Origin of the sequence: Streptomyces sp. NPDC060035 (assembly GCF_042736635.1) — a bacterium.
Taxonomy (GTDB): Bacteria; Actinomycetota; Actinomycetes; order Streptomycetales; family Streptomycetaceae; genus Streptomyces.
On sequence record NZ_JBHWVO010000017.1, the window covers coordinates 161,004 to 184,587 of the forward strand.

Annotated in this window: 18 protein-coding genes and 1 pseudogene; 15 read left to right on the forward strand and 4 right to left on the reverse strand. The window is 70.0% G+C overall.

Going from position 1 to position 23,584, the window contains the following annotated elements; all coding sequences use genetic code 11:
• A complete protein-coding gene (locus tag ACFWBQ_RS25645) occupies positions 1 to 1,695 on the reverse strand; it encodes a lysyl oxidase family protein (protein WP_385496646.1) in 1,695 nt (564 codons plus the stop codon).
• A gap of 341 nt (positions 1,696 to 2,036) precedes the next feature.
• On the opposite strand from ACFWBQ_RS25645, the pseudogene ACFWBQ_RS25650 reads away from it, so the two are divergent.
• The 10 genes and pseudogenes from ACFWBQ_RS25650 to ACFWBQ_RS25695 form a co-directional block, all read left to right on the forward strand.
• Positions 2,037 to 2,355, forward strand: a pseudogene (locus ACFWBQ_RS25650) (alcohol dehydrogenase); the annotation flags it as partial.
• A 9-nt stretch (positions 2,356 to 2,364) separates the two neighbouring features.
• The gene (locus ACFWBQ_RS25655) at positions 2,365 to 4,815 is read left to right on the forward strand and encodes a SpoIIE family protein phosphatase (protein ID WP_385497038.1); all 2,451 of its coding nucleotides are present in this window, start codon (positions 2,365 to 2,367) and stop codon (positions 4,813 to 4,815) included.
• A 94-nt stretch (positions 4,816 to 4,909) separates the two neighbouring features.
• A complete protein-coding gene (locus ACFWBQ_RS25660; RefSeq protein ID WP_385496672.1) occupies positions 4,910 to 5,050 on the forward strand; it encodes a hypothetical protein in 141 nt (46 codons plus the stop codon).
• Positions 5,047 to 5,853 carry a PP2C family protein-serine/threonine phosphatase gene (locus ACFWBQ_RS25665; protein ID WP_385496699.1) on the forward strand — a complete coding sequence of 269 codons (807 nt, stop codon included), beginning with the start codon at positions 5,047 to 5,049 and terminating at the stop codon, positions 5,851 to 5,853. Before ACFWBQ_RS25660 ends, ACFWBQ_RS25665 begins: the two co-directional genes overlap by 4 nt.
• Positions 5,854 to 6,064: 211 nt before the next feature.
• A complete protein-coding gene (locus ACFWBQ_RS25670; protein WP_385496733.1) occupies positions 6,065 to 6,490 on the forward strand; it encodes a DUF6221 family protein in 426 nt (141 codons plus the stop codon).
• Between the two features lie 673 nt (positions 6,491 to 7,163).
• The gene (locus ACFWBQ_RS25675; protein WP_385496738.1) at positions 7,164 to 7,700 is read left to right on the forward strand and encodes a lamin tail domain-containing protein; all 537 of its coding nucleotides are present in this window, start codon (positions 7,164 to 7,166) and stop codon (positions 7,698 to 7,700) included.
• Positions 7,701 to 7,881: 181 nt separating this feature from the next.
• On the forward strand, positions 7,882 to 8,379 hold the full coding sequence (locus ACFWBQ_RS25680) for a peptidylprolyl isomerase (RefSeq protein ID WP_385496765.1): 498 nt from the start codon (positions 7,882 to 7,884) through the stop codon (positions 8,377 to 8,379).
• A 164-nt stretch (positions 8,380 to 8,543) separates the two neighbouring features.
• Positions 8,544 to 9,161: a DUF6629 family protein gene (locus ACFWBQ_RS25685; RefSeq protein ID WP_385496816.1), complete on the forward strand. Its 618-nt coding sequence runs from the start codon at positions 8,544 to 8,546 to the stop codon at positions 9,159 to 9,161.
• A 96-nt stretch (positions 9,162 to 9,257) separates the two neighbouring features.
• Positions 9,258 to 10,052, forward strand: coding sequence for an SDR family NAD(P)-dependent oxidoreductase (locus ACFWBQ_RS25690; RefSeq protein ID WP_385496846.1), 795 nt, complete (start codon positions 9,258 to 9,260; stop codon positions 10,050 to 10,052).
• Positions 10,053 to 10,078: 26 nt separating this feature from the next.
• Positions 10,079 to 10,765 (forward strand): ribonuclease H, encoded by a 687-nt coding sequence (locus tag ACFWBQ_RS25695; protein WP_385496869.1) that lies wholly within the window; start codon positions 10,079 to 10,081, stop codon positions 10,763 to 10,765.
• A 5-nt stretch (positions 10,766 to 10,770) separates the two neighbouring features.
• Here ACFWBQ_RS25695 and ACFWBQ_RS25700 read toward each other — a convergent pair whose 3' ends face one another.
• A complete protein-coding gene (locus tag ACFWBQ_RS25700) occupies positions 10,771 to 11,238 on the reverse strand; it encodes an ATP-binding protein (RefSeq protein ID WP_385497045.1) in 468 nt (155 codons plus the stop codon).
• 216 nt (positions 11,239 to 11,454) lie between these two features.
• On the opposite strand from ACFWBQ_RS25700, the gene ACFWBQ_RS25705 reads away from it, so the two are divergent.
• The 3 genes from ACFWBQ_RS25705 to ACFWBQ_RS25715 all read left to right on the forward strand — a co-directional run bounded on the left by ACFWBQ_RS25705 (position 11,455) and on the right by ACFWBQ_RS25715 (position 14,822).
• Positions 11,455 to 12,294, forward strand: a complete 840-nt coding sequence (locus tag ACFWBQ_RS25705; RefSeq protein WP_385496912.1) for a helix-turn-helix domain-containing protein — start codon at positions 11,455 to 11,457, stop codon at positions 12,292 to 12,294.
• Between the two features lie 254 nt (positions 12,295 to 12,548).
• Positions 12,549 to 12,890 carry a YkvA family protein gene (locus ACFWBQ_RS25710; protein WP_385496962.1) on the forward strand — a complete coding sequence of 114 codons (342 nt, stop codon included), beginning with the start codon at positions 12,549 to 12,551 and terminating at the stop codon, positions 12,888 to 12,890.
• Positions 12,891 to 12,917: 27 nt separating this feature from the next.
• A complete protein-coding gene (locus ACFWBQ_RS25715; protein ID WP_385496980.1) occupies positions 12,918 to 14,822 on the forward strand; it encodes a rhamnogalacturonan lyase in 1,905 nt (634 codons plus the stop codon).
• Between the two features lie 96 nt (positions 14,823 to 14,918).
• Here ACFWBQ_RS25715 and ACFWBQ_RS25720 read toward each other — a convergent pair whose 3' ends face one another.
• Complete coding sequence (locus ACFWBQ_RS25720) at positions 14,919 to 15,650, reverse strand: VOC family protein (RefSeq protein WP_385496983.1); 732 nt, start codon at positions 15,648 to 15,650, stop codon at positions 14,919 to 14,921.
• A 214-nt stretch (positions 15,651 to 15,864) separates the two neighbouring features.
• On the opposite strand from ACFWBQ_RS25720, the gene ACFWBQ_RS25725 reads away from it, so the two are divergent.
• Positions 15,865 to 18,300 (forward strand): GH92 family glycosyl hydrolase, encoded by a 2,436-nt coding sequence (locus ACFWBQ_RS25725; protein ID WP_385496993.1) that lies wholly within the window; start codon positions 15,865 to 15,867, stop codon positions 18,298 to 18,300.
• Positions 18,301 to 18,473: 173 nt separating this feature from the next.
• On the forward strand, positions 18,474 to 21,794 hold the full coding sequence (locus tag ACFWBQ_RS25730; RefSeq protein WP_385496999.1) for a LamG-like jellyroll fold domain-containing protein: 3,321 nt from the start codon (positions 18,474 to 18,476) through the stop codon (positions 21,792 to 21,794).
• A 322-nt stretch (positions 21,795 to 22,116) separates the two neighbouring features.
• Here ACFWBQ_RS25730 and ACFWBQ_RS25735 read toward each other — a convergent pair whose 3' ends face one another.
• The gene (locus tag ACFWBQ_RS25735; protein WP_385497002.1) at positions 22,117 to 22,860 is read right to left on the reverse strand and encodes a phosphotransferase family protein; all 744 of its coding nucleotides are present in this window, start codon (positions 22,858 to 22,860) and stop codon (positions 22,117 to 22,119) included.
• Positions 22,861 to 23,584 lie beyond the last annotated feature (724 nt).

The window sequence follows — 23,584 nt, forward strand, 5'->3', positions numbered from 1 at the left end:
TCAGCCGGCGTCGACCAGACCGTGCGCCGGCACGGTCACCGTACGGGCGCCGGGGCTGCCGCCCAGGACGACCTTGCGCAGCGCGCTGTTGTTGCCGAGGTCGGTCTCCTTCAGCCGCTTCTCGGGGTTGGCCAGCACCTGGATGTAGTAGGTGCCGTTGGGCACCCCGGTGATGTCGAAGGACTGACCGGGAAGGTCCTGGGTGTACGTGTCACCGGAGCCGACATCGAGCACCTCCCGTACGGAGATCGAGTTCTCCTGGCCGCACGCGGTGGACAGATCGGTGTTGTCCGGGTGCCAGTTGGCATTCTTCACCGTGTAGTCGACGGCGTCGGTGTTGGCCAGGCAGAAGGCCTCCTTGCCACTGCGCACGGCCTCCTTCTGGTCGGCCTTGAGCAGCCGGTAGCTCGCGAAGTCCGTGAAGTGCCAGTGCTCATGGCCCGGACGGGGATCCCACTCCATGGTGCCGGTCGGTGTGTAGCCGACCTGCTTGCCCGAGGCGTCGTAGAAGTACTGGTAGGCGTCCATCAGTGCCTTGCCGGGTGCCCGGAAGCCGTCCACCACCAGCTGCGCGGGGCCTGCGTTCCACACATTGGCGCTGAACGCCAGGTAGTCCTTGCCCGGAGCGTCGGCGTCGCCCTCGGCGATGGTGATGCCGTAGGCGGGCAGCGAACGGAGGTCGGGCTTGGGCACGTTCGGGACCGCGGCCCGGCCTGCCGGCCGCTTCGCGTTGGGGCGGGCGGCGGGCGCCTGCCGGGAACCGTCCGTCCGCCCCGGCCCGTCACCTGCCTGCGCGGACCGGAAGCTCTCCCGCTTGACCGCCCAGGGCAGCGCCGCCGGTGCGGGCGGGTAGGGGCCGTGGCCCACGTTGTACGACGGACCCGCGCCGCTGGTGGCTGCCGCGGGCGCGGGCGTGCGTAGGGCCGCGTGGCCCGAGTGCCCGGCCGCGTGGGACGCATGGGCTCCCGCGGACAGGGCTCCCGCGTTCTCCTCCCAGCTGCGCTCACGCACGGTCACCTTGACCGTCTGCGGCTTGTCGGCGATGCCGAACAGGTCGCGATAGGGCTTGGTCACGGACACCTTCGCGGTGTACTTCCCGGCCGGGAGGGCGACCGGCGTCGAGGAGTAGCCCGCGTACGTGTTGGCCGCCCAGCCGTTCTCGACACCCCAGACCGAACCGAGCGTGAACGGGTTGACGGGACAGCTCTCGGGATACTTCGACGTGGCCGGCGCGTCGGGGCGGATCCGTCCCGACGCGTTGTTCGGGCAGAAGGACTCCGTCTTGCTGAGCACAGTCTTGCCCGCGGCATCGGTGACCGTGACCCGGACGAAGTCCGTCAGCCCCGTGAAGTCCTTCACGAGCCCCTTGGGCAGGACTTTGGTGCGGGTCTTCTTCCCCTCGCGGATGATCTGCGTGGCGACGACCGGGTCCTTGTAGGACGCGCGGGTCACCTTCAGTTCCAGAGGGGCCTTCGTGGCGGTGAGGTAGGTACCGAGATCCAGGTAGACGCCGGGCTCCTCCTTCCACGAGTCGAGCGTCACCGATGCCGAAGCGGCGATCAGGCCGAGCTCCGGCACGGGCTGTGCCTTCTTGGTGTCCGGTGCCGCGGCGACGACACCGGCAATCACGGTGATCGCTGCGGCGGCGGCGACGGCCGGCCGCCACAGCTTGCTGCGGGGGGTTCTGGTGGTCATCGTTCCTCGATTTCCGAGTGCCCGGTGGGCGGTGGAGGATCTTTTCCTGTGAGAGCCGGGGAAGGGCCCCGGAGGTTGTCCGGCGGCTCGGGAGTCACGGATCGTTGGCCGAAAACCGGTCGTACGGTGTGGAACGAGACGTTGTTACGGCGTTTTCATCCGGAGTGTCAGACACGTGTGTTACGTGGCGCAGGGCCCAGGGATCTTCATGACCGTCGTCGGGCGCGATGCGGGCACTCCCATGAGTGAAAGCGGGGGCCGTTCCCCGGCCCCGAGGTGCCTGGCGCAGGGATGGCGTCATGGGCACCGAGGAACTCCGACGGCGAATTCCCGAGACCGCCCGACGGGGGGACGGATCGGTCGACGTTGGCCGGCGGGCCGAACGGTTCCTGGACGTCAATCCCGAACGGCTCCCCACGGCCGGCCTCCTCGGCCGCACCCGGGCCGCTGCCCGGGCGGGCCGAGGAGCTCGACCGGGCCCGGCGGCCGGGACGTCGTCATCGACGCCACCGGCACCACGGGAGCCGTCCAGGACGGCCGGGGGCGGGTCGCCGAGGGAGGCACCTTCCTGCATTCGGTGTCGCCGGCCGCGCCACGACGGCGGTCATCCGGATCACTGCGTGCGGCACGGAGGTGCGCGGTGGTACGGAGGTGGCGCATCCTGGATGCGTGACCTGGAGATCCGACGGCGGCCGGGCGCCGGGTGGGCCGTCCTTGGTCCTTGCCCAGGCCGTTGTCAGCGCGATCGAGGCCGTCGGCGGGTACGCCGGCGGCATCTACCTGCGCTCCCGTACTCCGGGGCTGCTGCTGATGGCGGTCCTCGCCGGACTGCCCGCCCCGCTCATGCGTCCCTGGTGGCGCATGCACGTGAACCGCCCCTTCCCGGTGGCCGAGGCGTACCGCTCGGGCGGGCCCGTGTACCTCGGCGACGCCGAGGAGGCCATGCGACGCTTTCCGCAGCTCATGGCAGGTCTGCCGTTCCCCTTCGGCTCGCTGTACGTACCGGTCAGGAGCGGGCGCACGATCGTCGGTGTGCTCGTCGTGCTGCGCTACGCCACCCGCGGGGAACCCGTCGGCGGGGCCGACCGCAGCAGGCTTCAGGGAATCGCGGAACAGCTCGGCGCCGATATCGCGGGGCTGGAGAGGAACGGGCAGCCGGCCGAGTGGGAAGGCGAACCCATGACCGTCCGGCTGCCCGCGGACACCGCGCAGCCGATGCGGCTCGGTCACTTCGACTGGGACCTCGACAGCGGAGCCGTCACCGCGGACGACGAGGCGTGCGTGATCCTCGGCACCGAGCCCGCGGACCTCCCGCCGCACACCGTGGGCGCGCTGACAGCCCGACTGCTGCCGGAGGACGTGTACGGACTGTGGACCCTGGGCAGCCGGGCCGCGCGGTCGGCACAGCCGCACGTACGCCGGATGCGACTGCGCGGCCCCGACGGCCGGTCGCTCCTGCTCGAGCTCTCGGGCCACGGGCCCGGTGCCGGGCCCGCACACCATCTGACCGGTGTGCTGCTCGACCTGGGTGCCGAGCCGGTCGTCCCGGAGGCGGCCGACCGGATCCCGCGCGGCGTGCTCTCCCACGACCGGCTCGGACGGATCACCTACGTCAACCGCATCGCGGAGGAGATCTTCGGGCAGACGCGAGCGGAGCTGGTCGGCCGGCTCCTGTGGGATGCGTTGCCCTGGCTCGCGAACCCCGCGTACGAGGACCACCACCGGGCGGCCCTCTTCTCCGACGACCCCGTGTACTTCCGCGCCAGACGCGCCCCGACCGAATGGCTGTCCATTGCGATGTTCCCGGGCCGCGACGGCGTCACGGTCACGGTGAGTCCCGCGCCGCAGCCCGACTACGCGCCGCAGTCCGTCAGCACACCGGGTGCGGGACTCGGATCCGTGGGCGACCGTGCAGCTGTCCTGTACCGCCCGGTCGCGCTGGCCATCGCGTTGACTGAGGCCGTCACGGCCCGGCAGGTGTCCGCCGTGGTCACGGAGGAACTGCTGCCGGCCTTCGGCGGCAGACAGCTGGCCATCTACCTGCAGAACGAGCGGCGCCTCTACCTGGCCTGGGAGACCGGTTTCCCGAAGGGCTTCCTGGACCGGTTCGACGGCGTCGGTCTCGACGCCCGTATCCCGGGAGTGGACACACTCACGACCGGCCGGCCGCTGTTCTTCGAGTCCATGGAGAAACTGGCGGCCGCCTACCCCGGCATTCCCATGGACACGAGCGTCGGCGCGCGCGCTTTCCTGCCGCTCATCGCCTCCGGGCGACCGGTCGGCTCGTGCATCCTCGGCTTCGACCAGCCTCGGGGTTTCAGTCCCGAGGAGCGCACCGTGCTCACCGCCCTGGCCGGACTCATCGCCCAGGCGCTCCAACGGGCCCAGCGCTACGACACCGAGGCCGCCCTGGCACGCGGGCTGCAGGATGCCCTGCTGCCGCACCGGCTGCCCGTGGTCGACGGCGTCGACACCATCGGACGCTACCTCTCCGGTACCCAGGGCATGGAGGTGGGCGGCGACTGGTACGACGTCATCGAAACCGGCAGCGGGCTGGCCCTGGTCATCGGGGACGTACAGGGGCACGGCGTCGCAGCAGCCGCGACGATGGGGCAACTGCGCAGCGCGGTACGGGCGTTCGCCCTCAGCGGGCACGAGCCTGAGGAGATCATGAGCGCCACCAACCGGCTGCTCATCGACCTCGATCCGGGCCAGTTCGCCAGCTGCTGCTACGTCGTGCTCGACCCCGGCACCGGATTCACCCAGGCCGTACGGGCCGGCCACCCCCAGCCCGTACTGCGGCACCCCGACGGCCGGACCGAGGTCCTGGATCTCCCGGGCGGCGTCGTGCTCGGTATCGACCCCGAGGCGTCGTATCCGGTGACCGAACTTCAGCTCACCCCGGGGTGCGTGCTGGCCCTGTTCACCGACGGACTCGTGGAGAAGGCGGGAACAGACATCGACGAGGGGATCGAGCGTCTGCGCAGCACCCTCGCCGACGTGGCTCACGCGCCCCTTGCCGTGATGGCGGACCGGGTCATCGCGCAGGCGGGCCAGGACGAGGACCGGCCCGACGACATCGCGCTCCTGCTGGCCGCTCGCCAGATGTCGTCCGGCTGATCGATCGGCCGGGTAGATTCGCCCGATGGGTATACCGCACGAACCGGTGCATCGATCGGCGCCGACCGGGTTCGGGAGACGCCGTCGAGGATCAGTGCTGCCGGCCTGGCGCATCCTGGCCCCTGGCCCGGGACGCCCGCCCGTGGGCGTCGGCTTCGAGGAGACCGACCCGCTCCCGGCGGTGGACGCGATCAGCGACCACTCGGACTTCCCCGGACAGCGCGTGGCGCGATGACCTCGGTATGTGGCGAGTGCGGCGGAACGGTAGCCCCCGACGGCCACTGCTGGGACTGCGGCGCAGCCCAGCCGGGGTTCCGCTCGCATGTGGAGATCACGGCGGACACCGGTGCGGCGGGGATCAGCGACCGCGGTAGCCGGCGCGCGATCAACGCGGACGCCATGGTGCTCACCCGGGCCGACCGGTGGACGATCGGTGTGGTCTGCGACGGCGTGTCGATGTCACCCCGTGCGGAGCGTGCCGCGAAGGTCGCGGCCGATGTCGGCGCGAGGTGGCTGACGAAGAGCCTGCTCGCCGGAGGCCTGCCGGAGACCGCCCTCGACGACGCCGCCGTCCGCGCGGCTCACGCGGTTGCGGCCCTGAACGGATCGGAGGACGCCGCCCCGGCCTGTACCTATGTCGCCGGCATCGCGGGTCCCCAGGGCGTCTGGAGCTCCTGGATCGGCGACAGCCGCGCCTACTGGCTCCCGGACGAGGGGCCGGGCATGGCGCTGACCGAGGACGACACCGGTGAGCACGAGGCGCTCGCCGCCTGGCTGGGAGCGGACGCGGAGGAACCGGCTCCGCACGTGCGGAGCTACCGGCCGTCGGTGCCCGGCCGCCTGCTGCTGTGCACCGACGGGCTGTGGCGGTACCTGCCCGGCGCCGAGGCGCTGCGGTCGGCGCTGCCGCACCGGCGGCGCAGGGCATCGGACCGGGGTGACGGCCTGATCGAGGACGCGCGGGCCCTGGTGGACTTCGCCCTCGACGCGGGAGGGCACGACAACGTCACCGCACTGCTGATTCCTGTCGGTATGTGACGCTCTTCCGCAGCCGACCCGCGCGGCGCGCGGCGGCGCCGTGTCCTTCATGGCGCTGTGTCCGTCATACGGACGGGGCCGGGTGCGGACTGCGCCGGGGACGTGCTCGTGAGGCATCCTCTGCTGGTTGGGTACAACGGGCCCGGAGCGGTGGGTGCACGTCGAGTGCGCCGCCGGTACGTGCCCGTGACGGAGAAGGATTTGGAACCAGATGGCAGAGAACTCGGAACTGTTGGCCTTTGTACGGGCGCGCCTCTCCGAGGAGGAGCACATTGCGCAGGAAGCCGGCGGCGAGGGCTGGCGGTGTCCGGCAGAGGCGCCCGGTGAGGTCCACGACCGTACGAGCGGTATCGCGTTCGTCGTGCGGTCCCGCGGTTATGACCGGCACATCGCTCTGCAGGATCCCGCACGCACGCTGCGCCGCATCGAGACGAACAGGGTCCTGCTGGACGAGTACGAGGAGATCGCGTCCATGGACACGGACCGTCCGGGCCAGGACTTCGTCTCCGGCCGTGCCGTCGGGCTGGGGTTCGTCGTCAGGCAGATGGCCGCGGAGTACGCCGGGCACCCCGACTACCGGGTGAAGTGGCTGCCCAGGTACTCCCATTGGGGCCCGCCCGCTGCGCCCGGAGCGTGACCGGTCGGGACTCGCAGCGGCGGCGAATGAGTACGGGAAGTGGCCGGAGTGAGTACCTTGCCCGATCCCGCGGCCGACCGCCGCTGATCGAATGGGAACCATGCTCCCCGACGCGCCGCGGCGCCCCCGTATCCAGAATCTGACGACCGTCGGTACGGCCCTGGCCGTGACCCTTCTCCCGCTGGCTGCCGGGGTGCTGCTGGCCAGGACGATGGCGCTGGATCCGATGACATCTGTCAACGCGATGGTCACCAGTGGTGGGCAGCGTGCCCGTATCGCGCCGACGCGCTGGGCGCTGAATGCTCGAACGCGTGAGCTGCTGGCTCGGCGGAATAGAACTCCTGTCCAGGAAAGCGCTATTGCTCTCGTTACACGATGCGTGCGGGCCGGGCGGGGGAGTGCGGGGGCGGAGCGAGGAGTGACGGGGGGCGCTGTGACCAGGGGAACGGCTTGCTGAAGGGGTCGGTGCAAGGATCAACGGTTGACAGGTATACGACCGGCGGGATCCGTGCCGAGTGCAGTCGTGTGTGACAGAAATGTCCGCACTTTGTCACACGAACCAGGGCATCTTCCGGCCACCTCGAAAGCGGGACAAAGTTTGCGTTCCCGGCACTACGCCGGGGCCGAACAACGCCCGGTACTCCGTTCCGGGCCCGCACGATGAGGGGTTTCCATGTCCCGTTCCGCACGACGGATCACCGCTACCGTTCTCGCCTCAGGCGCTCTTCTTGCCGCGGCTGCACTCCCTGCCAGCGCCGATGGCCGGGACCACGGCAACAACCGGCCGGCCCAGCGCTCCGCTGTCGTCCTGGGCGAGATCCAGTACGACAGTCCCGGCCGGGACAACGGGTCCAACCGCAGCCTGAACGCGGAGTGGGTCACCGTGACCAACACCGGACGCCATGCCGTCAACCTCCGTGGCTGGACGCTCACGGACGAGAGCCGCCGTTCCTATCGGTTCGACCTCCGCCTGCCCGGCCGTTCCTCCGTCCGGGTCCACACCGGTGTCGGCAGGGACAGCAGGCACGACGTGTACCAGGACCGCCGCCACTACATCTGGGACGACAGTGACACCGCGACCCTGCGCGACAACCGGGGTCACAAGGTCGACTCCGAGTCCTGGGGCCGGCACCACGGCGGCGGCAACCACGGTGGCGGCAACCACCACGGCGGCGGCCACCACAACGGCGGTGGTGGCGGCAACCGCTGAGCCGACGGCTTGACGCGGCGTACCACGGACTCTCCGCCGTGGTACGCCGCAGCCCGTTCCACCGGCGAGGGCAGATGCTGAGCCGCGCGGGACGAGGGGGCGAGTACGTCGGACGGCGGAGCGGGCCGCGTCGGGCGGGGTCTGTGCATCGGGAGGCGGTCGGTGATGTCAGGATGGCCCCATGACCATCAAGGCGTATTTCGACATCACCATCGACGACCAGCCCGCTGGGCGGATTGTGTTCAACCTCTTCGACGACGTGGCACCCAAGACCGCGGAGAACTTCCGTGCACTGGCCACCGGCGAGAACGGCTACGGCTACGCCGGTTCGCCGTTCCACCGTGTCATCCCTGACTTCATGCTGCAGGGCGGCGACTTCACCCGGGGCGACGGCACCGGTGGCAAGAGCATCTACGGCGAGAAGTTCGCCGACGAGAACTTCACCCTGAAGCACAACAAGCCGGGTCTGCTCTCGATGGCCAACGCGGGCCCGAACAGCAACGGTTCGCAGTTCTTCATCACCACCGTCCTCACCCCGTGGCTGGACGGCAAGCACGTGGTGTTCGGCGAGGTCGCCGACGAGCCCAGCATGGCGCTGGTCCGCAAGATCGAGACGTACGGCTCGTCGACCGGCAAGACCAAGGCCAGCATCGCCGTCTCCGCGTCCGGGGTCCTCTGACGCTCGCAACGGGGCTCCCGGCCGCGCTTGCCGCAGGCCGGGGCCCCGCACGCAGCCGGTGAAAAGACGTCGCGGCCGCCGTGTCGGCCCGATCGCGGGCGCGTGGAACCGTAGCGTGGCCCGGGCAACCACTGACGCGTGCGGTTCCTGACCCGGGTGGCGCCATGTGCTGGAGTGCGAACGCCGATCTCGTCGTGGGCGCGGGAGTCATCGCGATCGGGGTGGCCTGCGTCGCGCGACCGCTACGGGCCCGAGATCTGCCGCTCGCCTCGCTGCCCCTGCTGCTCGGGGCGCACCAGATCGTCGAATCGGTCATCTGGCGCTCCGGGGGCGGCAGCGGGACCGCCACCGTCGTCTGGGCGGTCATCGCGCTTCCCCTGCTGGCGCTCTGGGTGCCGCTGGGTGTGCTGTGCGCGGCGCCGCGCCGTGCCCGCCGTCGGCTGTCGGTCCCTCTGGCGGCCGGAATCGCGACGTCGGCGGCTTTTTCGTACAGCCTGGCCACACGCCCCGTCGCAGCCGACATCCGCGGCCACACGCTCGGCTACGTCCTCGACCTGGCCCTCCCGGAACTGCTGGTGGCGGGATACCTGCTCGCGACGGTCGGCTCCCTGCTGCTCTCGGGAGACCGGCGGCTCGTGGTGCTGGGCGTCCTGATCGCCGTGGGTGCGGCAGTCTGCGTCGCGCTGTGGCGTACGGAATTCATCTCCACCTGGTGCGCCCTCGCGGCGGTGTGCTCGGTCGTGCTCCTCGGCTGGGCACGGCACGCGGCCGCCGCGGGCTGATACGGCGTCGCCGCTCCCGAAAGGCGTTCCGGTCCGAGCGGTGCCAGGGTGGAGACGGCCCCGTACACCGTGGACGGGCGAGGGAAGGACCGTAAGGTGCGCATCGATCTTGCCGGCAGGACTGCGGTCGTCACCGGCTCCTCGCAGGGCATCGGCCTCGCCATCGCCACCGGGCTGGCCGATGCGGGGGCGCGCGTCGTCCTCACAGGGCGTGGCCTGGACCGTCTGGAGACGGCGGCGGACGTGCTGCGCGGGGCTGTGCCGGACGCGGCGGTCCTCACGATCGCCTGCGACCTGACCACCGAGCAGGGAGCGGCCGAGCTGTACGAGGCCCTGCCGGCCGCCGACATTCTCGTCAACAACCTGGGCATCTTCGGTTCCAGGCCGCCCCTGGAGATCACGGACGAGGAGTGGCGCACCTACTTCGACACCAATGTCCTCAGCGCCGTGCGGCTGATCCGCCGCTATCTGCCGGGAATGACCGAGCGAGGATGGGGGCGGGTGCAGAACATCGCGAGCGATTCCGCGATCGTGATCCCCGCCGAGATGATCCATTACGGCACGTCGAAGACCGCGTTGCTGGCGGTCTCCCGGGGCTTCGCCAAGGAGGCTGCGGGCACCGGGGTGACCGTGAACTCGGTGATCGCCGGTCCGACGCATACCGGTGGTGTCGAGGACTTCGTCTACGAACTGGTGAGCAACGACCTGCCGTGGGACGAGGCGCAGCGCGAGTTCATGCGGCTGCACCGCCCGCAGTCCCTGCTGCAGCGGCTGATCGAGCCGGAGGAGATCGCGCACATGGTCGTCTACCTCAGTTCCCCGCAGGCATCGGCCACCACAGGTGCCGCAGTGCGGGTGGACGGCGGCTACATCGACTCGATCGTGCCCTGAGTCCCTGTGCTGGCATGATCAAGGGTATGAACGAGCGCATCATCGCCGCGTGTGACGGGGCATCCAAAGGAAATCCGGGACCTGCTGCCTGGGCATGGGTCGTGGCGGATGCCGAGGGTCGCCCGCAGAGGTGGGAGGCCGGCCCGCTGGGCACCGCCACCAACAACGTCGCGGAACTCACCGCACTGCAGGAGCTGCTGAAGTCCACCGATCCGGCCGTGCCGGTCGAGGTACGCATGGATTCCCAGTACGCGATGAACGCGGTGACCAAGTGGCTGCCGGGCTGGAAGCGCAACGGGTGGAAGACGTCGGCGGGCAAGCCGGTCGCCAACCGTGAGCTGGTGGTCGGCATCGACGCGTTGCTGGCCGGGCGGAGCGTGAGCTTTTGCTACGTGCCCGCGCATCAGGTGAACGGTGATCCACTCAACGCCCTTGCCGATCAGGCCGCGAGCGAGGCCGCCGTTTCGCAGCAGGCTGCGGGTAGTGCGCACGGCTCCACCGGACTCCCGGTACCGGCTCCCGCCCGCTCGACGAAGGGCCGGACCGCAGCCGCGGGGGCCGAGGGCGGCAGTGCTGTCTCACGCCCCTCCGCGACGATCCGGGCGAAGTTCTCGGGCCGGTGCCACTGCGGAAAGCCCTATGCGGCGAAGGACATGATCGCGAAGAACCCGAAGGGCTGGGGCCACCCCGAGTGCCGGACGGCGGTCGCCTGAGCAGCTCAGATATCGGCCCAGACCAGCCGGCCCGAAAGACTGGCGCGTGTTCCCCACCGCGTCGCCAGCGCGTCCACGAGCATCAGACCCCGGCCGTCCTCGGCGAGGGAGTCGATATCCGCATCGTCGAGGCTGTCGGAGAAGTCCAGAGCCCCGGGAAATTCCGGGCGCTTCGCGATGTCCCGCCCGCCCGGGCCATGAGGGCCCTCCCCGGGCCTGTGTGACAGCTCCGGGCGGCGCGGCGTCGGGGCGTGGGAGGCGTGCGAGGCCATCTGCGCGTCCATGGGCCGCGTCGGAGCCGGTATACGGGCCCGGCCGCGGTTCCACACACAGATCCGCACCCCGGCGGAGGAACGCAGGAGGCGACAGCGGATCCGCCGGCCCGCCGTGTGCTGCACCGCGTTCGCGACCAGCTCGGTCACGACCAGGGCAGCTGTTTCGACACGGTCGGCAGGCTCGCCCCAGTCCCGCATCGCCTCCTGTACGCGATGCCGCGCTTCGGGCACACCCTCGAGAAGACGAGGGATCCACCAGCTCTGTGCACTCCTCCCGCTCGGGTCCGCCGGAGCGAGGCGCGAGCGGGTGTCTATTTCCGGCATGTATGTACTCTCGGCGCAAAGTGCATACTTTGCAAGTGACAGAATGTCCTGGTTGCTCTATTTCGGAGCCCTCGTGAGGAAGGTATGCGCATGAGGCCCCGATCCGGTCCCACGGTCGAGCACCGTGTCCTGGCGGAACGACTGCGGATGCTGCGGGAACGCGCAGGCGTCAGCCTGCAGGCGGCTGCCCGCGCCCTCGACGCCCACCCGGCCACCGTGCGCCGCATCGAACGCGCCGAGACCGGACTCGATGCCCGGCAGGTCAGGGCCCTGCTGGACCGCTACAAGGTTCCCGAAGCGGTGGCAGAACCGATCATCACGGGTCTCGGGGCCGCGAACCTGCCCGGATGGTGGCATCAGTGGCGTGACGCGATGGAGCCGTGGCAGCTGGAAGTCATCGGCCTCGAGTCCTCGGCCGCGCTCGTCCGGACCTGGCATCCCGCGCTGGTCCCCGAGCTGCTGCGCACTCCGGCCTACGCGGCTGCCCTGCACCGGACCCTGTACCCCGCCGACACCGGCGCACAGCTCGGCCGCCGCCTCGAGCTGCTCCAGGAGCGGCAGTGGCGTCTGAGGGATCGCGGCGCGGCCCTGTGGGCACTGTTCCCGGCCGCGGCACTGCACACGCGGGTGGGCGGTCCCGAGGTGATGGCCGAGCAGCGGGCGGTGCTGGCCGGGGCTGCGCACCGGCCGCACCTCACGGTGCAGGTGATGCCCCTCGACTTCCCGCCGCACCCCATGACCGCTGTTCCGCCGCTGCACCTCCTGCGGGTGTCCGCTCCCGAGATCGGCGACCGCGCGATTCTCGAGACCCCGGGGGGCCGGGTGGACATCATCGACGAACCGGGCGCGGTGATGAACCACCGCATCAGGCTGGACGCCGCCTGCGCGGCGGCTCCCCACCCGGGGTCCCCCCTGCCGACGGTCCGATGAAGGCCGCTGAGCCGTCGGGCAGGCGGCCCCTGTGGTTTCGGACGCCCGATGCCGGTCACCCGCGCTGTGCGGACCCGGCCATCCCCCCGCAACCCGTATGGACGATCCGGAAAAGAGGAGAAGGACACATGGACGATTGGCCCATGCATGAGGGCTGCGAGCCACGCGCACAGGAACGACGCACCCGCCATAAGGCCGGGAGCGCATCAGCGAGGCCCCAGGGCTCCGGTGGCAGGACGGGCGGTCGATAGGACATGGACACCTCCGTCTGGCTCGTTCTCGGCGTGCTCGTCGCCCTGCTCGCGGCGGGCGCTGCCGTTGTTCTCCTGGTACGGGTGTTCCGGGCCAGGAAGCTGCTCCTCGATGCGGGAGTCCCGCTGCGCAGCAAGGCACTGGTGTGGGCGGCGGTGATCTACACGGTGTCGCCCGTCGACCTGCTGCCGGATCCCGTGTACCTCGACGACATCGGTTTCCTGCTGCTGGCCCTGCGGTCGCTGCACTCCGCCGCGCACGCGGCGGGGCTGGGGGCGCGGGGCGGAAAGCGGCCCGATGGAGCGGCAACCTTTCGGCGTCCGGGAGCAACTGACGTGACGTAAGCCATCCCCGGCCAGAAGGTGCGTACCGTGGACCCTCTGCTCCCCCACCCCGATCCCCGCTCCCACCGCCGGCGACGCCGGATCACCCGTAACCGGGCACTGATCGGCTCGCTGACGGCAGGCCTGCTCGCCGCTGCCGGACTCGTTGCACTCGGCCCCACCTCGCAGGCCGCCACCGCCCGGCAGGCAGAGGCGCTCGACCGAGGCGTCGTCAGCGTGCACACCGACAGCGGCAACCTCATCAGTTGGCGCTGGCTGGGTACCGACCCCGACAACGTGTCCTTCAACGTCTACCGGGCGGGCGCGAAGGTCAACGCCTCGCCCGTCACCGCCTCGACGAACTACTTCCACTCGGGCGCGCCCGCCACCGCCGACTACACGGTGCGGGCGGTCGTCAACGGTGCGGAGCAGGGCGATTCGGTGAACGCCATCCAGTTCCGCGCCGGCTACAAGGACGTGCCCATCAGCCCGCCCGCGGGCGGTACGACACCCGACGGGGTCGCCTACACCTACGAGGCCAATGACGCGTCCGTCGGTGACCTGGACGGCGACGGCGCCCTCGACTTCGTACTGAAATGGCAGCCCACCAACGCCAAGGACAACTCCCAGTCCGGCTACACGGGCAACACCGTCGTGGACGGAATCAGGCTCGACGGCACGCGGCTCTGGCGGATCGACCTCGGGCGCAACATCCGCTCCGGCGCGCACTACACACAGTTCCAGGTATACGACTACGACGGTGACGGCGAAGCCGAGGTGGCCATGAAGACGGCCGACGGCAGCGTCGACGGAACCGGCAAGGTGATCGGCAGCTCCTCCGCCGACCACCGCAACTCCTCCGGCTACATCCTGGCCGGACCCGAATACCTGACCATGTTCAACGGCAGGACCGGATCGGCCATGGGCACCGTCGACTACGTACCGGCCCGCGGCACGGTGTCCTCGTGGGGCGACTCGTACGGCAACCGGGTCGACCGGTTCCTCGCCGGTACGGCCTATCTGGACGGCGCCAGACCCTCCCTGATCATGGCGCGCGGCTACTACACGCGCAGCGTCATCGCCGCCTGGGACTGGCGAGGCGGCGCCTTCACCCGGCGCTGGACCTTCGACACCAACAGCTCGACGAACTCGGGCAAGGGGTACGACGGACAGGGCAACCACCAGTTGTCGGTCGCCGACGTCGACGGCGACGGCAAGGACGAAATCGTGTACGGCGCCATGGCCGTGGACGACAACGGCAGCGCACTGTGGACGACGAAGAACGGCCACGGCGACGCCATGCACGTCGGAGACCTCGACCCCTCCCGGGCGGGACTGGAGGAGTTCAAGGTCGACGAGGACAGCTCGAAGCCGTCCTCGTGGATGGCGGAGGCGAAGACGGGCAAGATCCTCTGGTCCACCCCGGCGAGCGGCGACAACGGCCGTGGGGTGTCCGGTGACATCTGGTCCGGCAGCCCCGGCGCCGAATCCTGGTCCTCCGCCGTCTCCGGAGTGCGCAACCCGCAGGGCACCGAGGTCTCCAGCCGGAAGCCGTCCAGCTCGAACTTCCTGTCCTGGTGGGACGGTGACACGACCCGTGAGCTCCTCGACGGTACCCATATCGACAAATACGGCACCTCGGGCGACACACGCCAGCTGACCGGTGCCTCGGTCCACTCCAACAACGGCACCAAGGCCACACCGTCGGTCTCCGGCGACATCTTCGGTGACTGGCGCGAGGAAGTCGTCTGGCCGACCACCAACAACACCGCACTGCGGATCTACTCGACGCCGTACGAGACCGGCACGAAGATCACCACGTTGCTCCACGACACCATGTACCGCACCGCGCTGGCCTGGCAGAACACCGCGTACAACCAGCCGCCGCACCCCAGTTTCGCCATCGGCAGCGGGATGGCCACCGCACCGCGGCCGGTGATCACCACGCCGTAACGCGCCTGCGGGGTTGTGCCCAGCGGTGCCGGGGGCACAACCCGCTCGCGGCTGCCGGCCGTCCCTGTCACGGGAACCGGATCCGCCGGGGCGCGGTCAGCCGCCCGTCACCGGGTCGCGCCGCGTCAGGCAGTAGACGCCGCCCGCAGGGTCCCGCATCACCGTCCACGCGGGGCCCTTGCGGACGAGTGCGGCGCCGCACCGCTCGTGCCAGGCCTGGCCCGCACCGAGGTCGGGGCACGCGATGTCCGGATGCGCCGAGGCAGGACGGGCCTCGTCCAGGCGCTGGAGGAGCAGGTGCACCGGCAGGTCCAGGCGAGGGTGCAGCAGATGGAACTCCTTGTGATCACCGGGAGTTGACTCCCAGCCCGTCAGCGCAGTCCAGAACGCGACCTCCTCGGCGAATGCGGTCGGTGCGACATCGAGACAGAGCTGGTCCAGACGGCTCTCGGGACCCTCGGGGCCACCGAAGACCGGCGGGCGTACCTGTTGGCCGCGCCAGGGCACGACGCAGAACCGCTGGCCGCCGGGGGAGCGCAGCACGTTCAGCTCCGTCCCTTGTGCCTCCACCACGGCGCCCAGCCGGGTGGCCTGCGCGGTGAACGCCGGGATGTCTTCCACCGCCAGATCCGGATGGGCTCCGCCTGCCCCGCCGACGGCCTGCACCGCCAGGCAGGCGTCCGCCCCGTCGGCGAGCAGCGTGGTGAACTCGCCCCGGTCGCCCCACCGGGCGGACTCGTGCGTCCCCGTGACCGCGGTCCAGAATTCCCGTGCGGGGCCGACGACGGCTGTAGGGCGGTCGATGAAGACGTACGTCCAGCGAATCACGTCGCTCCTTCGTGAGGTCGGGGCCATGGCCGGCGCCGCCATCGTGCCAGGGGAGCGCACCGCCGGTTCGTTCACCACCCGTTCACCGGTGTGATCCGCCCAGGGCTTCCCCCTGGGCGCAGCGGGGACCTACGCTCGGCCGCGCAACGATCAACGCTGCGGACGCCGGAGAAACGACGTCCGACAACGTTGTCCAACCTGCGGAAGGTACGACATGCCCCCCAGACCGCCCGCGGCCCGGCGCCTCGGCGCGCGAGCTGCCGCGATCGTCATCACCGGCGCGCTGGCCGCTGCCGTCACGCCGCCGGCCGCCCAGGCCGACGCGCTCGTCACCCGTCCCAGCGCCTACGTCGACCCGCTGATCGGCAGCGCGAACGGCGGCAACACCTTCCCGGGCGCCACCCTCCCGTACGGCATGATCGCCTGGTCCCCGACCAGTACCACCGGCGACCAGACCAGCACCGGGGCGGCGAACGGCTACGAGTACGGGGCCACCCGTCTGCGCGGACTGAGCCTGACCCATGTCAACGGAGCCGGGTGCAATCCGGGCGCCGCCGGCGATGTGCCGATCATGCCGTTCGTCGGCGACGTCACCTCATCGCCGTCCGCCGACACCAAGGACGCCGTTTACGCGGCGAACTTCTCGCACGACAACGAGCGTGCCGTGCCCGGCCGTTACACCCTCGGCCTGGACTCCGGTGCCTCGGCCGACCTCGCGGTCAGCAAGCGGGCGGGCGTGGTCGACTTCAGCTTCCCGGCCGGCAAGCCCGCCAACCTTCTCTTCCGGGTGTCCAACTCCCTCAACGGCAGCGAGGACGCCGAGGTCGAGATCGACACCGCACACCGCAAGGTGACCGGCTCGGTGCTGACCGGGGCGTTCTGCGGACGGCGCGCCAACGGCGGCACCAACAACCGCAAGAGCTACTACCGGCTCTACTTCAGCGCCTCCTTCGACCGGGACTTCGCCTCGACCGGCACCTGGAAGGACAGCACCCTCGCGCCGGGCGCGACCACCGCGAGCGGCGGCGAGGGGTACGCGACCGGAGCCGACCGGGCCGGACGGGGCTCCGGCGGATGGGTCGGCTTCGACACCGCCACCGATGACGACGTCCGTATGCGGATCGGCATCTCCTACGTCAGCCAGGCCGGAGCGGAGGCCAACCTCCGCAAGGAGATAGCGCCGAAGGCGGGCGTGGAGGACGTGGCCCAGGACGGAACCCGTGCCTGGGACCAGGAGCTCAGCTCCGTACGCACGGGTGGCGGGACCGACCAGCAGCGCACCACGTTCTACACCGCGCTGTACCACTCGCTGATGCAGCCCAACCTGATCAGCGACACCGACGGCCGCTATCCGGGCATGGACGGCAAGCCGCACCGTGTGATACGCGGGCAGGGGGCGCAGTACAGCAACTTCTCCGGCTGGGACCAGTACCGCGCCCAGATCCAGCTGCTCGCGCTCCTCAAGCCGAGGATCGCGGGCGACTTCGCCCAGTCCCTGTACAACTTCGCCCGGCAGAACGGCGGGGTCTGGGACCGCTGGGTGCACGTCAACGGCGCCACGCACGTGATGACGGGCGATCCCACGGCGGCCACCCTCGCCACGTTCTACGCGATGGGCGTACGCAACTTCGACTACGAGGGCGCCTTCGAGTCCCTGGCCCGACAGGCCACCGTGCCCCACCCCGACGGCCTCTCGGACGCCGGATGCCCCGGCCAGTGCACCGGGCAGCGGCCCAACCTCGCGCAGTACCTGGAGTCCCACTACGCGCCTCAGGACGTCTGCCACTGCTGGGGCGGCGCCGCCGAGACGCTGGAGGACGCCGTTGCCGACGCCGCACTGGGCCGCTGGGCCCGGCTGCTGGGGCGGGACGAGGAGGCCGACGCCTTCGACGAGCGCGGTCGTTGGTGGCGCAACGTGTTCAACCCCGAGGCCGGCGACGGTGCGGGGACGACAGGCTACATCCAGGCCCGCAACCTCGACGGTTCCTGGGTGACCCCGTTCAGCCCCGGCAGCGACCGCGGCTTCGCCCAGGGCACCAGTGCCACGTACACCTGGATGGTTCCGCAGGACGTGCAGGGGCTGGCCGACGCGATGGGCGGCCGGGACACCGCGGCCGAGCGGCTGGACGCCTTCTTCCACAAGGCGGACGGCTCCTGGTCGGTGAAGGGCGGCGACGCGCTGCGCTACGACCCGACCAACGAACCGGGCATCCACGCCCCCTGGCTCTACAACGCCCTGGGGCAGCCGTGGAAGACCCAGGAGACCGTGCGCGAAATCGTGAACACGGTGTACGGGACCGGCCCGCGCGGTCTGCCGGGCAATGACGATCTCGGCACCATGTCCGCCTGGTACGTCTTCTCGGCCCTGGGCCTCTACCCGCAGACACCGGGCAGCGCCACGATGCTCCTGGGTGCCCCGCTCTTCCCGGCCGCCGTGCTCGACCGGCCGCAGGGCAAGGACATCACCATCAGGGCCCCGGGCGCCGATGCGACACATCCGTACATCGATGCGGTCGCGGTCGACGGCCGCCCGAGCGACCGGTCCTGGACGGACGCGCGACTGGTCACTCGGGGCGGGTCGCTGACCTACCGGCTCGCCGACCGGCCGAACACCGGTTGGGCCACCGGACCTGCGGGTCTGCCGCAGTAGTAGCCGCACGGACGCACCCCGTCGAACCGCATGCGGGGTGTGTCCGTGCGGAGCGGGCGGACCGGGCGACCGGGCGGTCGGTCGGAGGGCAGAAATTTTCTATCGTTGAAAATTATGTGTGCACGACCGTTGTCAGGTGTTTGGAGCTGTGGCTCAATGTTCGACTATGTGCAGTGCCTCGCCGTTCGGGGCACTCCGGCTTCTTCGACGAGGACGACGCCTTGATACGACAACCAGCCCACACCCGCACGCTTTTCAGAACGCTCGCGTGCACGGCAGCGCTCCTGCTCCCCCTCGGGGCCACCCTGGTCCCGGCCGCCTCCGCGGCCCCCTCTTCGGGCACCGCCTCCGCGTTCGCGTCGGAGACCCCGTCCACCGAGGTGCACGGCCTCAAGGGCGAGTACTTCGCCATGTCCGCACCCGGCGCCCGCGACTTCGCGAAGCTGGGTGCAACGGCGCTCGACCCCGAGATCAACTTCCCCGGGCTCACCGGCGCGTTCGAGTCGGCCACCGGAAGGACCGAGCACACCACCGCTCGCTGGACCGGACAGATCGAAGCCCCCGAGACCGGTGACTACACCTTCTCCGCCATCGGTGACAACGGGTTCAGGCTCTTCATCGACGACAAGCCCGTCATCGACCACTGGGAGCCGGACTGGGACAAGGAGCAGACCAGTAAGCCGCTCGCCCTGACCGCGGGCGAATCGCACTCCTTCCGCCTGGAGATGTTCCAGGACATCGGCGGGGCCAATATGTTCCTGCGCTGGTCGAGCGCGAACCTCGCCAAGCAGATCGTGCCCGAGTCCGCGTTCACCCCGCCGGCCGACTACGAGGTCTACCCGGTCGGGCTGAGCATCGCCGAGGACGGCCTGAAGCTGCAGGCTGCATTCGACCACGAGGTCAGCGACTTCGAGGGCGTGAAGGACCATCTCACCATCGAGGCCGACACCTCCCCGATGCCCGTGAAGTCGGTGACCAGGGCGACGGGCGACGCCAAGGCGCTCATTGTCACGCTGGGTGCGCCGGTCCAGAAGAACCAGCAGGTCAGGGTCGCGTACGACGGAGAGGGCGGCCTCAAGGCGGGCGACGAGACCGTCCCGGAGATCAGCCGCAGGGCGAAGAACCTCTCCACGCACCGGCTGCTCACCCCGTGGGGCGAGAAGGTCGACCGCAAGAACCCGCTGCCCGAGTACCCCCGCCCGCAGCAGGTGCGCGACGACTGGAAGAACCTCAACGGACCGTGGGAGTTCGCGGGAGCCACCGCCGGTGAGCAGCCGGTCTTCGGCAAGTCGCTCGACGAGCGCATCACCGTGCCCTACCCCGTCGAGTCCCAGCTCTCCGGACTCGAGCGCCACGAAGACCACATGTTCTACCGCAAGCTCGTCACCGTGCCCAAGAGCTGGTCGGTCGGCAAGCGGGGCAGCGACGACCGCCTGAAGCTCAACTTCGGCGCCGTCGACTACCAGGCGCGGGTCTGGGTCAACGGCAAGCAGGTCGCCGAGCACACGGGCGGCTACACCGCCTTCAGTGCCGACATCACCGACGCCCTCAAGGGCAGCGGTCCCCAGGAGATCGTGGTCGCGGTCACCGACACGACCGGAGCCGACCAGCCCACGGGCAAGCAGTCCGCGAACCCCAGCGGCATCTTCTACACCGCCTCCTCCGGTATCTGGCAGACCGTCTGGATGGAGCCCGTCGCTGCGGCCGCCGTCGACTCCCTGACGACCACGCCCGACATCGACAAGGGCCGGCTCGCCCTGACGGTCAACTCCGAGGGCGCCTCGAAGTCCGCCCGGATCACCGCCGTCGCCCGTGACAAGAAGGGCAAGGTCGTCGGCACCGTCACCGGCCCGGCCAACACCGAGCTGAGCCTTCCGGTCGCCAAGCAGCACCTGTGGACGCCGGACGACCCGTACCTGTACGACCTGGACGTCACCCTCAAGGACGGCCGCTCCAAGGACACCGTCGACAACTACTTCGGTATGCGCTCCTTCGGCGTCGCCAAGGTCGGCGGCTACCAGAAGCTGGTGCTCAACGGGAAGCCGTTCTTCTCTCTCGCCGAGCTCGACCAGGGCTTCTACCCCGACGGCCTCAACACGGCGCCCAGCGACGCCGCCCTGGTCTTCGACCTGAAGACGCAGAAGGACCTCGGCTTCAACTCCGTCCGCAAGCACATCAAGGTCGAGCCCGCACGCTGGTACTACCACGCCGACCAAATGGGTCTCCTGGTGTGGCAGGACTTCGTCTCCGGCAACATCACCGGCGAGAAGGGCCAGAAGGCCTTCCTCGACCAGGGTGCCGAGATGATGCAGCAGCTGCACAACTACCCCTCGATCGGCGCCTGGATCGTCTTCAACGAGGGCTGGGGCGAGTGGGACCGCACCGAGACCGGCAAGATCACCGAGAAGGTCCAGGCCGCCGACCCGTCCCGGGTCGTCAACGCCCACAGCGGAGTCAACTGCTGCAACTCCAAGGGCGATTCCGGCAAGGGCGACATCATCGACCACCACGATTACAACAACACCGACCCGGCCTTCCCGGATGACAACCGCGCCGCGATGGACGGTGAGCACGGCGGCTTCACCCTGCGGATGCCCGGACACATGTGGCCCGGTGCCCCCACCGCGATCTACAGCGGTGTCGCGGACAAGGACGCCCTGACCGCCAAGTACGTCGAGAACACCCGCACGCACTACCTGGCGGCAGCCGGCGCCGAACTCTCCGGCTCCATCTACACCCAGGTGACCGACCTCGAGAACGAGCTCAACGGGCTCTGGACGTACGACCGCCGCGAGATCAAGGTCGACCCGGCCCAGGTGCGGAAGATCAACCAGGAGGTCATCGCGGCCGGTGCCGCAGCGGGCGAGCGTGACGAGATCAAGGGCGGCGGCGCCTGGTCCCTCGACGAGAACCAGGGCACCAAGGCCGCCGACAGCGGCCCGAACCACAAGGACCTCACCCTTTCCGAGGGGACGTCCTGGGCGCCCGGAGTCCAGGGCTCGGCGCTGAAGTTCAACGGTGAGGGCCAGTACGCGGAGACCGACGGTCCGGTCGTCGACACCACCGGCGACTACACCGTGTCGGCCTGGGCATCGCTCGACGCCCTCCCGGGCAACTACGCCACCGTCGTCAGCCAGGACGGCCGGCGCCAGGAGAACCCGTTCTACCTCCAGTACGGACAGGGCGGGTTCGCCTTCTCCACCCCGGGCGCCCACCGGGCCCGGCTGGAGATGAAGCCCGAGCTCGGCCAGTGGTACCACGTGGTCGGCGTACGCAGCGGTGACGAGATCAAGCTGTACGTCGACGGCAAGCTCGCCGCGACCGCGGCGGCCGGGAGCGCCGATGTCAGCTCCGGGGCGCTGTCCGTGGGCCGGGCCAAGTGGTCGGGTGGCAACACCGACTTCTGGAACGGCTCCGTCGACCAGGTGAAGGTGTACGACAAGGCGCTCACCGACCAGGAGGTGACGGCACTCCACGACGGCGAACAGCCGTAGGGGCAAGGGCTGCAGGACCGCTCCCGGCAGTGTGCGCACGCGCCGCACTGCCGGGAGCTCCGGCCTGACCATCACTCCACGAACGTCCCGCCCGACAGCACGGATGCAGCGTCAGGAACCCTTGCAACGGGGAAACCTCACACCTCCCGGCGCGCGGTGGAAAGGCGTGTGGCAGCGGACGCGGCCGTTGCTGTCGTGGTGCGCCCGCCGGGGATGGCGGGACAGCCCGCACTTTGTCGGGAGTAAGGGCAGGCGAAGCACCCCAGGAGATGGCCTGCTCGATGTGCCAGAACGCACTCATAGCAGCGGGCCCCGCGCAGCCTCACATCCGGGATCTCAGCACGTCGACCTCACAGCCCGCCGCGAACGGGTCGAAGCCGTGCTCGACCAGCCAGCGAACCACCAGCAGGCTTCGTAACGACCACCACGCGCGGATCACGTCGAGGTCGACGTCGGTGCCATAGCCGGCGACGACGTCACCGAGGTGCTCCTCGTGTCCGAGCGTCAAGGTGGCGAGGTCGAACAGGGCATCACCCTGGCCCCCCTCGGACCAGTCGATGATGCCCGTGACCTCGTCATCGTCGACGAACACGTGAGTGATCTGCAGGTCGCCGTGCGTGAACACCGGAGTCCACGGCCGGAGCGCGGCCTCGGCGACCTGACGGTTGCGATTGACCAGGTCGGCGGGCAGGACGCCGTTCGTCACGAGCCACTCGCACTCGCCGTCGAGATCCGCCGCCAACTCGTCGAGGCCCCTTCCCCGGCCGGGCCAGGGCGGCAACGGCGCGTCGTGCAACTTCCGGATGGCGGCACCCGCCGCGGCCCACGCCGCCGGGGACGCGGTCGACGGCTCGCCGAGACGGCCGAGTGCCGTCCCCGGGACCGCGGCGATCGCGAGCACGGGCGGCTTGCGCCACAGGACCTCCGGGGTCGGGACCGGCGCCAGGGCCATCGCCTCGACCTCGACGTCGATGCGCGCCTGATCGGCGTCCACCTTCAGGAACACATCGCCGACGCGCAGGGTCGCGCGCTCGGAATGTGCGACGACGACTTCGACCTCATCCATGGGCGACCAGTATCCCGGGGATGACCGTCTGCGTCGCCGGGTTTATCGCGTGCGATTGCGCGGCTGACCGCGTCCTGCTATCCGGCGGCCTCGTGTACGACACCGACCGCCGACCAGGTCAAGCCCACCACTTTTGACGCCGTGATCTTTTCGAGGTGGCGCTGGCGGACCCTCCCATCACTGTGCCGTGAGTACAGGCAATTCAAGATCACCTGCTGGGTTTCGGTCAGTGGCCGCTCCGAGCCGCCGGTCTCCGGCTCCTCGTTGTAGATCCCGTAGGGATGGAGACGCTCTCGCCCTGCACCTCAACAACCTCGAATGACTCCGCCGGCGCGAGCCTGTCATCCGGCATGACCGCCAAGACGCTCTGCACGGCATCGGCAAGACGTGCGGAAAGGCTGCCACAAGGACATGCGTGACGTTCGACGGATCCCGAGGCAGCTGCATGACACGAGGACAGGCGGCGAGCCCTCGCTCCCTCCTGCCCCGCCTCAACGACGAGGGGCAGGCCTTAGCTGCGGTGTCGCCCGGGCTGGGCACGGGGAACGCGCTGAGCTACTGGTGCAGCTCGGGGTGGTGGCGGTGACGGGGCTGCCGAATCTGCGGCTGCCCCGGGTGGTCTGAGACGCGGGTGGTCGGCCGAGAGCTGAGCGGGGCCGGCTGCGCCCGGTACGGCAGCAGAGCCCCGATACGGCAGCAGGGCCCGGACCTGTCTCTTATACAC

What these genes read in the sequence shown, in the direction of transcription:
- ACFWBQ_RS25685 (WP_385496816.1), top strand. Translation starts at nt 8,544, where the DNA reads ATGTGCTGGAGTGCGAACGCCGATCTCGTCGTGGGCGCGGGAGTCATC.
- ACFWBQ_RS25700 (WP_385497045.1), bottom strand. Translation starts at nt 11,238, where the DNA reads ATGCGGGACTGGGGCGAGCCTGCCGACCGTGTCGAAACAGCTGCCCTG.
- ACFWBQ_RS25665 (WP_385496699.1), top strand. Translation starts at nt 5,047, where the DNA reads ATGACCTCGGTATGTGGCGAGTGCGGCGGAACGGTAGCCCCCGACGGC.
- ACFWBQ_RS25695 (WP_385496869.1), top strand. Translation starts at nt 10,079, where the DNA reads ATGAACGAGCGCATCATCGCCGCGTGTGACGGGGCATCCAAAGGAAAT.
- ACFWBQ_RS25725 (WP_385496993.1), top strand. Translation starts at nt 15,865, where the DNA reads ATGCCCCCCAGACCGCCCGCGGCCCGGCGCCTCGGCGCGCGAGCTGCC.
- ACFWBQ_RS25735 (WP_385497002.1), bottom strand. Translation starts at nt 22,860, where the DNA reads ATGGATGAGGTCGAAGTCGTCGTCGCACATTCCGAGCGCGCGACCCTG.
- ACFWBQ_RS25670 (WP_385496733.1), top strand. Translation starts at nt 6,065, where the DNA reads ATGGCAGAGAACTCGGAACTGTTGGCCTTTGTACGGGCGCGCCTCTCC.
- ACFWBQ_RS25645 (WP_385496646.1), bottom strand. Translation starts at nt 1,695, where the DNA reads ATGACCACCAGAACCCCCCGCAGCAAGCTGTGGCGGCCGGCCGTCGCC.
- ACFWBQ_RS25680 (WP_385496765.1), top strand. Translation starts at nt 7,882, where the DNA reads ATGACCATCAAGGCGTATTTCGACATCACCATCGACGACCAGCCCGCT.
- ACFWBQ_RS25675 (WP_385496738.1), top strand. Translation starts at nt 7,164, where the DNA reads ATGTCCCGTTCCGCACGACGGATCACCGCTACCGTTCTCGCCTCAGGC.
- ACFWBQ_RS25705 (WP_385496912.1), top strand. Translation starts at nt 11,455, where the DNA reads ATGAGGCCCCGATCCGGTCCCACGGTCGAGCACCGTGTCCTGGCGGAA.
- ACFWBQ_RS25710 (WP_385496962.1), top strand. Translation starts at nt 12,549, where the DNA reads ATGGACACCTCCGTCTGGCTCGTTCTCGGCGTGCTCGTCGCCCTGCTC.